This is a genomic window from Acinetobacter pittii (assembly GCF_034067285.1).
Taxonomy (GTDB): domain Bacteria; phylum Pseudomonadota; class Gammaproteobacteria; order Pseudomonadales; family Moraxellaceae; genus Acinetobacter; species Acinetobacter pittii_E.
The window spans coordinates 3,290,944-3,303,641 of sequence record NZ_CP139286.1; the positions used below are offsets into that span (position 1 = coordinate 3,290,944).

Genomic DNA, 12,698 nt, shown 5'->3' on the forward strand with positions numbered 1-12,698 from the left:
AAAGCTTAAACCTCAAGTGCCTAATTGCAAGAGCAAATTACCACTTTTTAGCTCTAAAATGGTTTCACCTTTATCGTTTTCAATCAGGGTTCCATAGTTCACCAAATGATAGAAAGCCTGACGTTGAATCAGCGCATTAATTCCAAAACGCACATGCACATAAGGACGTAACTCCCCTGCATATTCCCGCATAAAAATTGGATGTTCTGCATCAACTAAAATCACATCTTGATTGGTAGTGGTCAGTTGTAAAAACTGCTCACCTGAAATTTCGACCTGATCTGCCTGATTGACTAATAAAGGTTCATCTTCAACTTCGATTTCAATTTGTTCTACAGGGGTTTTCAGGTAGAATTTACCCTCTTCTTTCCATAGGACTTTGGTAAACAGATCTAATAGAGCTTGGCGCTTGATTAATTGACCTTCGTGCCACCATTCTCCATTGGATTTCACCGTCAAATCCATTTTGCCGCAATGCTTTGGATGCCACTGCTCTAAAGGTGGAATTGACCTTTTGTGACTTTGCTGTACACCTTTTAAGTATTGTGCAATGTTCATTAAGTTTTTATCATCAGATAACGGTATTTTTCCCATATCCGATGGTGAATTATTTTGATTTACCATAGTTTATGCCTTGCTGACGAAAAAATGTTACGACTCAGCCAATTGGCTAGATCATGGTTTAAAACTATACTAGCCCAAACGATAAAAGGCACAATAGCATATTTGCGCCTATGGATTAAAACACTCACGGCAGCACCGAATTTTCTGAATATGACGGTTGCCACCTTTAAGTATTGAGGAGTCCTACATGGAACACATCGAACGTGAATCGATGGAGTTTGACGTTGTCATCGTAGGTGCAGGACCTGCCGGTCTGTCTGCTGCGATTAAGATCCGTCAATTAGCGATTGAAAAAAACTTACCCGATCTTTCTGTTTGTGTAGTTGAAAAAGGCTCTGAAGTAGGTGCGCATATCTTGTCTGGTGCTGTGCTTGAGCCACGTGCCATCAATGAACTTTTCCCGAACTGGAAAGATGAAGGCGCGCCTTTAAACGTACCTGTAACTGAAGACAAAACATTCTTCTTACTTTCAGACACCACATCAAAAGAAGTACCACACTGGATGGTTCCTAAAACCATGCACAACGACGGTAACTACGTTATCTCGTTAGGTAACGTGGTTCGTTGGTTAGGTCAAAAAGCTGAAGAGCTAGAAGTTTCGATCTTCCCTGGCTTTGCTGCATCTGAAGTGCTTTACCATGAAGACGGTACTGTGAAAGGGATTCAAACTGGCGACATGGGTGTTGGTAAAGACGGCGAACCAACGCATAACTTTACCCCAGGTTATGAACTTCACGCTAAATATACCCTCTTTGCTGAAGGTTGCCGTGGTCACTTAGGTAAACGCCTGATTGCGAAATACAACCTTGATAAAGATGCTGATCCTCAACATTACGGTATCGGGATTAAAGAGCTTTGGGAAATTGATCCAGCAAAACATAAGCCGGGCTTAGTGATGCACGGTGCAGGCTGGCCTTTAGCGGAAACAGCTTCTTCTGGTGGTTGGTGGTTATATCACGCTGAAAACAACCAAGTGACTTTGGGTATGATCGTGGACTTATCTTATGAAAATCCACACATGTATCCATTTATGGAAATGCAGCGCTGGAAAACTCACCCACTGATTAAACAGTATTTAGAAGGTGGTAAGCGTATTTCTTACGGCGCACGTGCGGTAGTGAAAGGCGGTTTCAACTCATTGCCTAAACTAACTTTCCCAGGTGGATGCTTAATTGGTGATGATGCAGGTTTCTTAAACTTTGCAAAAATCAAAGGCTCACACACTGCCATGAAATCAGGCATGTTATGTGGTGAAGCTGTATTTGAAGCCATTGCTGCCGGTGTAGAAAAAGGCGGTGATCTTGCGATTGCACGTGTTACTGAAGGCGAAGATTTATTCGTTAAAGAATTGACTTCATACACTGAAAAATTTAACAACAGCTGGTTAAAAGAAGAGCTTTATAACTCTCGTAACTTTGGCCCAGCAATGCATAAATTTGGTCAATGGATGGGTGGTGCATTTAACTTTATCGACCAGAATGTCTTTAAAGTACCATTCACTTTACATGACTTGAAGCAAGACTTCGCTGCATTGAAAACTGTTGATGCAACCAGCTTTAAGCCAAACTATCCAAAACCAGATGGCAAGCTTACATTTGACCGTTTATCTTCTGTGTTTATCTCAAACACTGTACATGAAGAAAACCAGCCAGCTCACTTGAAGCTTACAGATCCTTCAATTCCAGTGAATGTAAACTTACCGAAATGGGATGAGCCTGCACAGCGCTATTGTCCTGCTGGTGTTTACGAAATCATGGAAAATGATGATGGCTCTAAACGTTTCCAGATTAACGCAGCGAACTGTGTTCACTGTAAGACTTGTGATATTAAAGACCCATCTCAGAACATCACATGGGTAACGCCTGAAGGTGGTGGTGGTCCGAATTATCCTAATATGTAATTCCTTGCGACACGGCAAAGCGTTGCTTTGCTAGTCGTGTCTCATATCCTAATATGTAATAGTAAAAAGCCCCGATTATTCGGGGCTTTTTTAATCTAGAAAACCTTACCCTTTCTTTACTAAGTAATGAAATTCTTTATGACCGTTTTCATCTAAGCGTTCTTCTTGCAAAAGCAACTCATGGCCTAAATGCATACAAAATTTAGGAATATCCCACGAAGTCGAATTATCTGTTGCGAACACTTCAACCACATCCCCAGATTTAGATTTGCGGATGGCTTGATGCAACATCATCACAGGTTCCGGACAACGTAATCCACGCGTATTGAGTTGTACAGTAGGTGAAATGGGTTGCTCTGACATAACAAACTCGAACAAATAGAATTTTCACATTTTAGCATAAACAAATTACTGAGCTGTTAACTGTAACTGGCTTTTACATAACAATATACGTTTTGTCTTTTAGCTTGTTTTATAGATGCATAAGCATCTTTTCTTCGGTATGATCTGTATATTCATTTGATACATTGAGTCTTTAGGAAAGATCATGCAAGAGGAACCAAGTCCGTCGTGGGGAATGCGAGGCTTACGAAAATGGTTAGGTACAGCGCCAGAAACCCGTGATGAATTATTAAAATTAGTCCAAAATTCACGCCGCTTTTTAGAACCAGATACCGTTGCTATGCTTGAAGGCGTTCTTGACCTTCCAGCTACAAAAATTCGTGAAGTCATGACGCCACGAACAGCAATGATCAGTTTGCAAGAAGATGATCAATTACTTGATATTCTTGATGTACTGGTTGAGTCTGCTCACTCACGCTTTCCAGTCTTCTCTGCCGATCAGCCTGACAATGTTGTCGGGATTTTGCTCGCAAAAGATTTGTTGCCGTTTCTAACTGAGCCGAATACCAAAGTTGATATTCGAGTTCTTATGCGCCAACCTTTATTTGTTCCTGAAAGTGCACGTTCCGATCAGGTCTTACGTATGTTGAAACATACTCAAACTCACATTGCGATTGTGATTGATGAATATGGCTCAACAGCAGGTCTTGTTACGCTTGAAGATATTCTTGAAGAGATCGTTGGCGAAATTGAAGATGAGCACGACACGGTTGATGAAGATGCTCAGTACATTGTTCCTGACAATGACCATACGGTAGCAAATGCATGGATGGTGCAAGCACTTACACCAATCGAACATTTCAATACTGTTTTAGATGCTGATTTTTCTGACGATGAAGTAGAAACTGTCGGCGGTTTATTGCTTCAAGAGATTGGTCTGGTAAGTGATTTACAAGGTCAAACTGTTGAGCTTGGAAATTGGTTATTTACAATCGTTGAAGCAGATGCCCGCACTATTCATCTGATTCGAGCTGTACGTCAATGAGAGCATACTTTGAAAAGCTGTTAGATTCTTCGCAACAACAAAAACAGCTTCCTTTAATTTTTCCTTTACTCATTGCTTTATTTTCAGGTGCCGTATTCAGTTTTTCACTGGCACCTTATTATTGGTGGTGGTTGGCAATTTTATCTCCGGCCCTACTCTATGCAACACTACATAAGCGCTCAGCTAAACAAGCCTTTGCTATTGGTTGGAGCTACGGCTTTGGTTTATGGTTTGTAGGCGCTTTCTGGCTCTATACTTCCATCCATGTATATGGCGATACCAATGCTTTTCTAAGCGTGTGTATGATTGCTGTTATGGCCCTTGTGATGGGCTTATTTACGGCATTTCAGACATGGGTTTACCGACGATTCTTCCCTGAAACACCACTAACTTTTGCGCCGCTTTGGATTGTTTTCGAGTGGGCAAAAACTTGGGTATTTACAGGTTTCCCATGGCTGTTTGTAGGTTATGCTTTTACCGAGCGTTTACTCGATGGTTATGCACCGCTATTTGGTATTTATGCAATTTCCTTCGTGGTCATTGTATTAGCATGTGCTTTAGTTGAAGTTCTACGCAAGCGTATTTTCTGGATTATCCCATCTGCCCTATTGATTTTAGGTGCATGGGGAGCATCATACATACAGTTTGTAAAACCTAAAGATGCCAAACCGCTTAGCGTTTCACTCATTCAAGGTAATATTCCACAAGATTTAAAATGGTTAACTGAATATCAAGTTAGAACATTAGAAATTTATGCTGGTTTAACTCAATCTGAATGGGGTCGTGACCTGATTGTATGGCCTGAGTCTTCAATTCCACTTTTCCAAACTGATATTGAACCATTTTTGGATGCAATGGATGCACAAGCGAAAAAGAACCATACAGCTTGGGTAACTGGCATTCCTTATTGGGATTTCGAAAAATCACATCAAGTTGGTAGCCCGCTGTATTACAACAGTATTATGGCTTCTGGCAGTGACTCAAGTGGACTCTATAAAAAGCAGCGTCTTGTTCCATTTGGTGAATATATTCCTCTTTCAGGTTTACTCTCGTGGGTATTACCAGCCATGCAAAATGATATTAGCATGAGCGGTTTTACACGTGGTGAGAGTGACCAGAAACCCCTCTTAATTAAAGGGCATGCACTTGCTGCTGCAATTTGTTATGAAGTGGCTTATCCGAACCTAACAAGACGTAATGCAGAGGACAGTGACTTCTTAGTTACTGTCTCGAATGATGCTTGGTTCACGGGTACTGCGGGCCCATGGCAACATTTGCAAATGGTGCAAATGCGCGCGAAAGAAAATGGCCGTTGGTTTATTCGTGCAACCAACACTGGTGTAACAGCGTTTATTGATCAAAATGGTCATATCACTGAACAAGCACCAATCGATAAAGAGTTTGTCTTAAGAGGTGACTTACCTGCTATGCAAGGTCAAACGCTTTATAACCGTTTAGGTGATTATCCAGTGTTAGGATTTGCAGTATTACTGCTCGTTCTAGGCTGGGTATATCGTCCACGTAAAGTTGACGTTTCTTTTAAATCCCGCCGCTAAATCACAATAACTTTGTACCCAGAGGTACTTCAAACTCTGGGATACAAAGTGCTACATCACCATCTGCATTATGAAACCCTGTCACTAAACATTCCGACTGGATAGGTCCGATTTGTTTTTTAGGGAAATTCACTACGGCAACAACTAATTTACCCACCAAATCTTGTGGCTGATAGAGCTTAGTAATCTGCGCACTTGATTTACGTACACCCAATTCTTCACCAAAATCTACATGCAAAATATAAGCAGGTTTACGCGCCTTTTCAAAAACCTCAGCTTGAATAATTTTACCAACGCGAAGCTCTACTTTTAAAAAATCATTCCACTCGATTTGATCCATTTCATATTTCTCATTTTCTTAAATTGCTGATTTGAAGCATATAATATGTACAAATGAAGAAACACCCTATTTTTAAGTCCAGTTAAAAAATAAAACGTAGATCTTCAGTCTACGTTTTATTTAAAAATTTAGTTTTAAATTATCATTAAAAAGCGATCGATAACTGCAAAGATAAATAAGCAACTAAACTCGATAAAAAGACCATGGGTACATAACGGTAAGCTTTAAAAAGTAATTGCTCATATTGAGTAGATATTTGTTTAGCTTGCCAAACACTCGCTTTTAATGCGGTAAAGAAGCTCACCATTAACCATGCGCTCACAATACTTAATGCAAAGAAGCCAATCATGATTTGACTACTTCCCTCGGTACTCATCCATAACTTTAATGAAACTTCAGCAATCGGCAATAAACCCAAAATCAATAGGACAGACTTGAGCATTACCCAATGAAACTGAGTCAGTTCATCTAATATGAGAAATGCTTTCATTTAATCTCTCCTTTTAATTGAATAAAGTGCTTTTTATTTATTATGCAAAGCTTTTATTTAAATATATAGCTTATTTTCCTCAACATTTTAACTTTCTTGTAACTATTAAATATGGGAATAATTCTTATTATAAATCTCAAATATTAATATTAATTTAATTTTATAATTTTCAATTATTTATTATATTTTCCTGATTGAGAGAGATTATCAATTCGTATTATCATTTTAACTGTTTAACTGAATTGATAATCTCCATTACATTTTAATTAAGGTTGGTAATAAATATCTGCATCATTACCCTCACCCCCTTCTTTGCCATCTGCTCCAAATGAGTACAAATCAAAAGCTCGCCCATCTGCCCCAGGAATGACATATTGAATATCATTTTTCCAGCTGTCTTTAGGATAACCACCTTTTACATAACCACCCGGCATCCAGTTTTTCGCTGTAGCAGGTTGGTTAACCAAAGCATCTAGCCCACCTTCTTGCATAGTTGGGAAATGGCCGTTATCAAGCTTGTACTGATCTAAAGCACCCGCCACACCCTTTAATGCAATTTGAGTCGTATCAATTTTAGCTTTTTCACTACGCCCCATGACATTTGGTACGATTAAAGCAGCTAACACGCCTAAAATTACAATCACGACCATCACTTCAATGAGGGTAAAGCCTGAGTGAGGATTAACAAAGCGAAGCTTTGTCCGAACGCAAGATGGAGAACTCTGCTCGGAATGGCACATTGGCTCAAACTGATTTGAAACCGCAGATTCACTATGTTGTTCCATCGGTGTTTCGCTTTGAATATTTTTTACTTTCATCATTATCTCTAATATCAAAGTTATTAAATCATATTGTTCATATTTACGATTGGCAGCATAACCGCGATTACAATAACCAGTACAATGCTTGCCATTAAAACCAGCATAAGCGGTTCAAGTAATGCCAGTAAGGTGGAAATAAATGTCGTCACCTCACGGTCTTGCATGGTCGATGCTCGTTCTAACATGCGGTCCAGTTCGCCTGATGCCTCACCACTACGAATCATTTGTACCATCATTGGTGGGAAATAACCACTGCGCTCAAGCTGTGTACCTAAGTTACCGCCCTCTGTCACACGCTCAGCCGCGTGGACAATTGAATCGCGGATAACCCAGTTATTGGTTACTGCCGCACCAATTTTTAAGGCATCGACCAAAGGGACACCTGAACGGGTCAAAATAGATAAGGTACTAGCAAAGCGTGCAGCATTAATACCACGTGACAGTTTACCGAATAATGGCAATTTGAGTGTTAATCGATCAAAAGCATAATGTCCAGCAGTGGTTTTTAAAAACCGAACGAATGCGATAACACCCACCACTGTAAAAAGAATAATAAACACCCAAGCATGTCGAATAAAATCGCTGGCTTTCATTAAAGCGACGGTAATCCACGGGAGAGCATCTTTATTTTGATCAAAAGTTTTTACAATCTCTGGCACCACATAAGTCATTAAGCCCATCACAATACCAAAAGACATCAGCATTAAAATGATGGGATAAATCATGGCGCCTTGAACTTTCTTTTGCATGGCAAAGCGGTTTTCAGTGTAATCCGAGAGCTGATCTAAAATGAGATCTAAATGCCCCGAACGCTCCCCCGCAGCAACCGTAGCAATATAAAGGTCTGGAAACCGTCCAGATTGTTGCATACCTTGTGCGAGTGAATGGCCTTCTAAGACTCGGGAACGCACAGATAATAAAAGATTTTGTACATGTGTTTTTTCGCTTTGCCTACTCACTGCGCGTAGGGCTTCCTCAAGTGGAATAGCAGCTGCAACCAAAACGGAAAGTTGTCTGGTCATGAGCGCCAAATCATAAGCACTAAACTTTTTTTGGAATAACCCCTGACTCTGATGTTTATCTTTTTGTTCAACAGGATCGACACTAATGGGAGTCCATGCTTTATCGCGTAATTGTTGGCGAATCTGGCGCGCTGAGTCTCCCTCAAGCACCCCTTTTTGCTGCTTCCCTGAAGCATCAATGGCAGTAAATTGATATGCAGGCATGGTAATGTTCTAATTTTCCAAAAATAATAGTCGCTGCTGTTGCATCTATGCTACGCAATCATTCATATTCGTTCTATAGCCTGTGTAGAATACCCAAGTCCTCTTCACGACGCTATGCCGTTTTTTAAAATTGACGAAATGAGCCTCTATGACCATAACGCCAAAGCCTGATTCAGTTGTTTATCGTGTGCGTGTAGCCGTACCTGTGCATCTGTACGACACTTTTGACTATACACTCACCCAAGCACAATATGAACGGGCCCGCGTAGGCTCACGCGTCGCTATTTCATTTGGACGCCAAAACCTGATTGGTATCATTACTGAAAAAGTGAACCCAAATGAACCATTTACAGGCACCTTTCAACTTAAAGCCATTTCTGAACTTTTAGATGATGAGCCTATTTTAGATGAACAAGTTTTAAGTTTATTGACATGGTCAGCCCAGTATTACCAATTTCCAATTGGTGAGGTCATGCAAACCGCCCTACCTGCATTATTGCGTCAGGGCAAACCGATGGATGTTTTGTTTCATCTTTGGAAAATCACACCCTGCGATAATGTTGAAGCACTTCTTAAACGCTCGGTAAAGCAACAAGATGCTTATCAGATTTTAAAGTTACACCCTGCCGGAACTACAGAAAATATTCTCAATTTAAGTGGTGTAGAAACGGCTACCCTTAAAGCGCTTCAAAAGAAAGGGCTAGTAGATTGCACACTTGAACCGCACGACTTTAGCCCCGCACCTGTTCAATTGGCACAAATGCCGCTCACACTCAATGAAGACCAAAAGAAGGCAACCCAGCACGTCATAAACGCGCAACATCAGTACCAAGCCTTCTTGTTAGATGGTTTAACTGGAAGTGGTAAAACTGAAGTTTATCTGCACATCATGCACGAAGTGCTAAAGCAAGGTAAGCAAGTATTGGTTTTGGTTCCTGAAATTGGTTTAACCCCTCAAACCATTTCTCGGTTTAAGTCTCGTTTTAATTGTGATATTGCTCTCTTGCACTCTGGCTTAAATGACTCTAAACGTTTACAAGCATGGCAACAGGCACAAACTGGTAAAGCATCTATTATTTTAGGGACACGCTCTGCGATCTATACACCACTGCCACGTTTAGGTTTAATCATTTTAGATGAAGAACATGATCTGTCTTATAAACAGCAAGAAGGCTTCCGCTACCATGCACGTGATGTCGCACTTTATCGAGGTCACTTGCAAAACTGCCCTGTTATTTTAGGTTCAGCAACACCGAGCATCGATAGTTATTATTTGGTCGAAACTGGCAAATTAACTGCACTGCAACTTAACCAACGTGCAGGCCATGCGCTCTTACCTAAAATGCATTTGATTGACCTTAAAATTGTCAAAAAACAGCATGGCATTAGCCAACCTTTAATCGAACAGATTAAAAATACCCTAGCCAGAAAAGAACAGGTTTTAATCTTTTTAAACCGTCGTGGCTATGCACCTGTACTGGTGTGTGAAAGCTGTGGCTGGCAAGCAAATTGTCCACATTGCGATGCGCATTTTACTTTACATACTCAGCCTTATTCTTACTTACATTGCCACCACTGTGGTACCGTTCATCGCTTGCCAGACCATTGCCCTGAATGTCAGCAAAAGAGTTTAAAAACCCTAGGAGCAGGGACAGCTAAGGTCGAAGAACACTTACAAGAATTATTTCCCGAACATGAAGTAATTCGAGTTGACCGTGACAGCACAAGTCGTGTGGGTAGCTGGCAAAAAATCTATGACCGTATTCATCAAAACAAACCAACAATTTTGCTCGGCACTCAAATGTTGGCAAAAGGCCATCATTTTCCACACGTCACCTTAGTTGCTATTTTAGATATTGATGCGGGCTTACTGAGTGTCGATATTCGTGCGCCAGAACGTACTGCGCAGTTGATTGTACAAGTCGCTGGACGTGCAGGCCGTGGCGAACATAAAGGCCATGTTTATTTACAAACCCTAAGACCCGATCACCCTTTACTAACGACTCTCATTGAAAAAGATTATCGGGCGGTTGCCAAACAGACGCTTGCAGAACGTAAAGTCGCATTGCTGCCGCCTTATCGTTATGCCGTACTGATACGTGCAGAGTCCAAAGATCGCGACTACACCTTACATTTCTTAAATGAAGCGGCGGAACAATTACGCCAAATTGCAGGTGACATTGTTGATATTTGGGGACCAATTCCAGCCCCTATGGAGCGTAAAGCAGGACGCTACCGTGCCCACATGGTAATTTTATCTGCTGACCGTGCTCGCCTACATTTTTACTTAAGACAATGGTGGTCACAATTGGTTAATGCACCGCGTCAGCATCAACTCAGACTATCAATTGATGTTGATCCGCAAGAATTTAATTAGATGATTTGAATATCATGGTGTGAAGAAGCCTTTTTGGCTTTAAACTTAAAAGAGACTAATACATTCGAGGCAATGAATGTCATTCCTACTGCAAGCAACAATTTTTCTTGGAGCTTCTCTGATTTTAGTCCCTCTTGGCAAACGCCTAGGGATAGCAACAGTTTTAGGTTATTTATTTACAGGAATACTTCTGGGTCCTAGTGTTTTAAATATTGCACATGACCCGGAAGCGATTATGGAACTTGCCGAATTCGGTGTCATCTTATTGATGTTCTTAATCGGCTTAGAGTTACGCCCACAACGTTTGTGGGAAATGCGTGACTCTATTTTTGTGATGGGAAGTCTACAAGTCCTCATTAGCGGGGGCATTCTTATGTTGATCATACTATTACTGTTTCAACAGCAGCTTTCTGTCAGCTTTGTGATTGGTTTTGCCCTTGCGCTGTCTTCTACCGCTTTTGTATTACAGCTTCTGACTGAAAAACAGCAACTCAATACGACTTATGGTCAGCAGTCTTTTTCCATTTTACTCTTTCAAGATATAGCAGCTATTCCCTTACTTGCCATCATTCCACTCTTGGCAGGAACAGAATCAACCCATCATGGCGTCGCTTATTTTGCAGCTATTATTGCAACCTTTACTGGCCTGTTTCTGTTTAGCCGCTATGTAATGCGTCCCTTCTTTCGCTTTGTTGCTAAAAGTGGAGCGACTGAACTTATTACAGCAGTAGGATTATTTATTATTCTTGCTGTTGTCTTGCTGATGGATACATTAGGAATTAGCACCACATTAGGCGCTTTCCTCACAGGCGTATTATTAGCAGATTCAGAGTTCCGTCACGAAGTTGAAGCAAGTATTGCACCGTTTAAAGGTTTACTACTTGGCTTATTCTTTATGACTGTGGGTATGACCACCCAGCTGTCACTACTGATTGATATGCCATTGCTTATTATTGGTGGCGCAGTCGGTTTATTACTCATCAAAACGCTGATATTGACTGCGATTGCTCGCTATAAAAAATACAGTTGGAACAATAGTCTGCTTCTTGGGACTTGTTTAGCTCAAGGTGGTGAATTTGCTTTTGTCATTTTGAGTCTTGCAAAAAGTGAGAAGATTTTAACTCAGGCTCTATTAGAGCCAGTGACCCTTATTGTAACGTTGTCGATGGTCCTTACCCCAGTGATTTACTGGATTATGGCAACTCAGGTCATTCCTCTATTTAATAAAGAACGTCCACCTGAGTACGATGAAATTCCTCAGCAGGATAACCCGATTATCATTGCTGGTTTTGGACGATTTGGACAAATTATCGCGCGTATTGCTCGCCTGCAACATTTAGGTTTTACTGCCATCGATAACAATCTTCAGCAAGTGGACTTCGTTCGTCGATACGGCGGTAAGCTCTATTATGGCGATGTGACCCAACCGGATTTACTGCGTTCTGCCGGTATTGAAAAAGCAAAGGTATTTATTTTAGCGATTGATGATGTTGAAGACTCCATGAATGTCGCGCGTCATCTTAGATTAAATTATCCCCACTTAAAGCTATTAGCTCGCGCGCGTGACCGCCATCATGTCCATCTTTTAAGAGATTTAGGTGTTGAATATATTTGGCGTGAGACGTATTTATCTTCATTAGGAATGGCTTATCGTGCCTTGCGAGAACTCGGTATCTCTGATGAACAAGCCTATAACAATATCGAAATCTTTCGGGATTATGATGAGAAATTGCTCATACAGCAGCAAAGTATTTATACTGATGAACAGAAGATTTTTGAAACACATCGTAATGCCTTAGCCGAGCTTGAACATTTGTTTGAAAGTGATGCGCAGCAACAAGCTACATCAAAACATGATGTTAATTTAAAGCGTCATTTACAACCAAATCGCATCGACATTACAAGAGATCATCTAGAATAACTTGAGATTTCAGAAAATGGCTATATTAAGGACTTATTCACATTGCCTAAATAATT

General features: G+C 40.7%; 11 protein-coding genes. 5 read left to right on the forward strand and 6 right to left on the reverse strand.

What is annotated here, in order from left to right:
• Positions 1-12: 12 nt before the first annotated feature.
• Complete coding sequence (locus tag SOI81_RS15535; RefSeq protein ID WP_002114653.1) at positions 13-624, reverse strand: DUF1285 domain-containing protein; 612 nt, start codon at positions 622-624, stop codon at positions 13-15.
• A 187-nt stretch (positions 625-811) separates the two neighbouring features.
• On the opposite strand from SOI81_RS15535, the gene etfD reads away from it, so the two are divergent.
• On the forward strand, positions 812-2,524 hold the full coding sequence (gene etfD / locus SOI81_RS15540) for an electron transfer flavoprotein-ubiquinone oxidoreductase (protein WP_016142337.1): 1,713 nt from the start codon (positions 812-814) through the stop codon (positions 2,522-2,524).
• A 105-nt stretch (positions 2,525-2,629) separates the two neighbouring features.
• Here etfD and tusA read toward each other — a convergent pair whose 3' ends face one another.
• Entirely contained in the window at positions 2,630-2,887 is a 258-nt protein-coding gene (tusA, locus tag SOI81_RS15545) for a sulfurtransferase TusA (RefSeq protein WP_002053527.1), read from the reverse strand.
• A 184-nt stretch (positions 2,888-3,071) separates the two neighbouring features.
• On the opposite strand from tusA, the gene corC reads away from it, so the two are divergent.
• Together corC and lnt are read left to right on the forward strand one after the other, a co-directional pair.
• Positions 3,072-3,911: an HlyC/CorC family transporter gene (gene corC, locus SOI81_RS15550; protein ID WP_002114976.1), complete on the forward strand. Its 840-nt coding sequence runs from the start codon at positions 3,072-3,074 to the stop codon at positions 3,909-3,911.
• Positions 3,908-5,467: an apolipoprotein N-acyltransferase gene (gene lnt, locus SOI81_RS15555; RefSeq protein ID WP_320540970.1), complete on the forward strand. Its 1,560-nt coding sequence runs from the start codon at positions 3,908-3,910 to the stop codon at positions 5,465-5,467. The genes corC and lnt overlap by 4 nt, the downstream gene beginning before the upstream one ends.
• 1 nt (position 5,468) lies before the next feature.
• Here the strand turns inward: lnt and csaA are convergent, their stop codons facing one another.
• The 4 genes from csaA to gspF all read right to left on the reverse strand — a co-directional run bounded on the left by csaA (position 5,469) and on the right by gspF (position 8,344).
• Positions 5,469-5,807 (reverse strand): tRNA-binding protein, encoded by a 339-nt coding sequence (gene csaA / locus SOI81_RS15560; protein ID WP_320540971.1) that lies wholly within the window; start codon positions 5,805-5,807, stop codon positions 5,469-5,471.
• A 145-nt stretch (positions 5,808-5,952) separates the two neighbouring features.
• Positions 5,953-6,297 (reverse strand): hypothetical protein, encoded by a 345-nt coding sequence (locus tag SOI81_RS15565; protein ID WP_016142340.1) that lies wholly within the window; start codon positions 6,295-6,297, stop codon positions 5,953-5,955.
• Between the two features lie 266 nt (positions 6,298-6,563).
• On the reverse strand, positions 6,564-7,115 hold the full coding sequence (gene gspG / locus SOI81_RS15570) for a type II secretion system major pseudopilin GspG (protein WP_320139741.1): 552 nt from the start codon (positions 7,113-7,115) through the stop codon (positions 6,564-6,566).
• 23 nt (positions 7,116-7,138) lie between these two features.
• On the reverse strand, positions 7,139-8,344 hold the full coding sequence (gene gspF, locus SOI81_RS15575) for a type II secretion system inner membrane protein GspF (RefSeq protein WP_320540972.1): 1,206 nt from the start codon (positions 8,342-8,344) through the stop codon (positions 7,139-7,141).
• Positions 8,345-8,492: 148 nt separating this feature from the next.
• On the opposite strand from gspF, the gene priA reads away from it, so the two are divergent.
• Together priA and kefB are read left to right on the forward strand one after the other, a co-directional pair.
• Positions 8,493-10,721, forward strand: a complete 2,229-nt coding sequence (gene priA / locus SOI81_RS15580; protein ID WP_320540973.1) for a primosomal protein N' — start codon at positions 8,493-8,495, stop codon at positions 10,719-10,721.
• Between the two features lie 76 nt (positions 10,722-10,797).
• On the forward strand, positions 10,798-12,642 hold the full coding sequence (kefB, locus tag SOI81_RS15585; protein ID WP_016142344.1) for a monovalent cation:proton antiporter-2 (CPA2) family protein: 1,845 nt from the start codon (positions 10,798-10,800) through the stop codon (positions 12,640-12,642).
• Positions 12,643-12,698: the final 56 nt, after the last annotated feature.

What these genes read in the sequence shown, in the direction of transcription:
- kefB (WP_016142344.1), top strand. Translation starts at nt 10,798, where the DNA reads ATGTCATTCCTACTGCAAGCAACAATTTTTCTTGGAGCTTCTCTGATT.
- csaA (WP_320540971.1), bottom strand. Translation starts at nt 5,807, where the DNA reads ATGGATCAAATCGAGTGGAATGATTTTTTAAAAGTAGAGCTTCGCGTT.
- etfD (WP_016142337.1), top strand. Translation starts at nt 812, where the DNA reads ATGGAACACATCGAACGTGAATCGATGGAGTTTGACGTTGTCATCGTA.
- lnt (WP_320540970.1), top strand. Translation starts at nt 3,908, where the DNA reads ATGAGAGCATACTTTGAAAAGCTGTTAGATTCTTCGCAACAACAAAAA.
- SOI81_RS15535 (WP_002114653.1), bottom strand. Translation starts at nt 624, where the DNA reads ATGGTAAATCAAAATAATTCACCATCGGATATGGGAAAAATACCGTTA.
- gspG (WP_320139741.1), bottom strand. Translation starts at nt 7,115, where the DNA reads ATGAAAGTAAAAAATATTCAAAGCGAAACACCGATGGAACAACATAGT.
- corC (WP_002114976.1), top strand. Translation starts at nt 3,072, where the DNA reads ATGCAAGAGGAACCAAGTCCGTCGTGGGGAATGCGAGGCTTACGAAAA.
- tusA (WP_002053527.1), bottom strand. Translation starts at nt 2,887, where the DNA reads ATGTCAGAGCAACCCATTTCACCTACTGTACAACTCAATACGCGTGGA.
- SOI81_RS15565 (WP_016142340.1), bottom strand. Translation starts at nt 6,297, where the DNA reads ATGAAAGCATTTCTCATATTAGATGAACTGACTCAGTTTCATTGGGTA.
- priA (WP_320540973.1), top strand. Translation starts at nt 8,493, where the DNA reads ATGACCATAACGCCAAAGCCTGATTCAGTTGTTTATCGTGTGCGTGTA.
- gspF (WP_320540972.1), bottom strand. Translation starts at nt 8,344, where the DNA reads ATGCCTGCATATCAATTTACTGCCATTGATGCTTCAGGGAAGCAGCAA.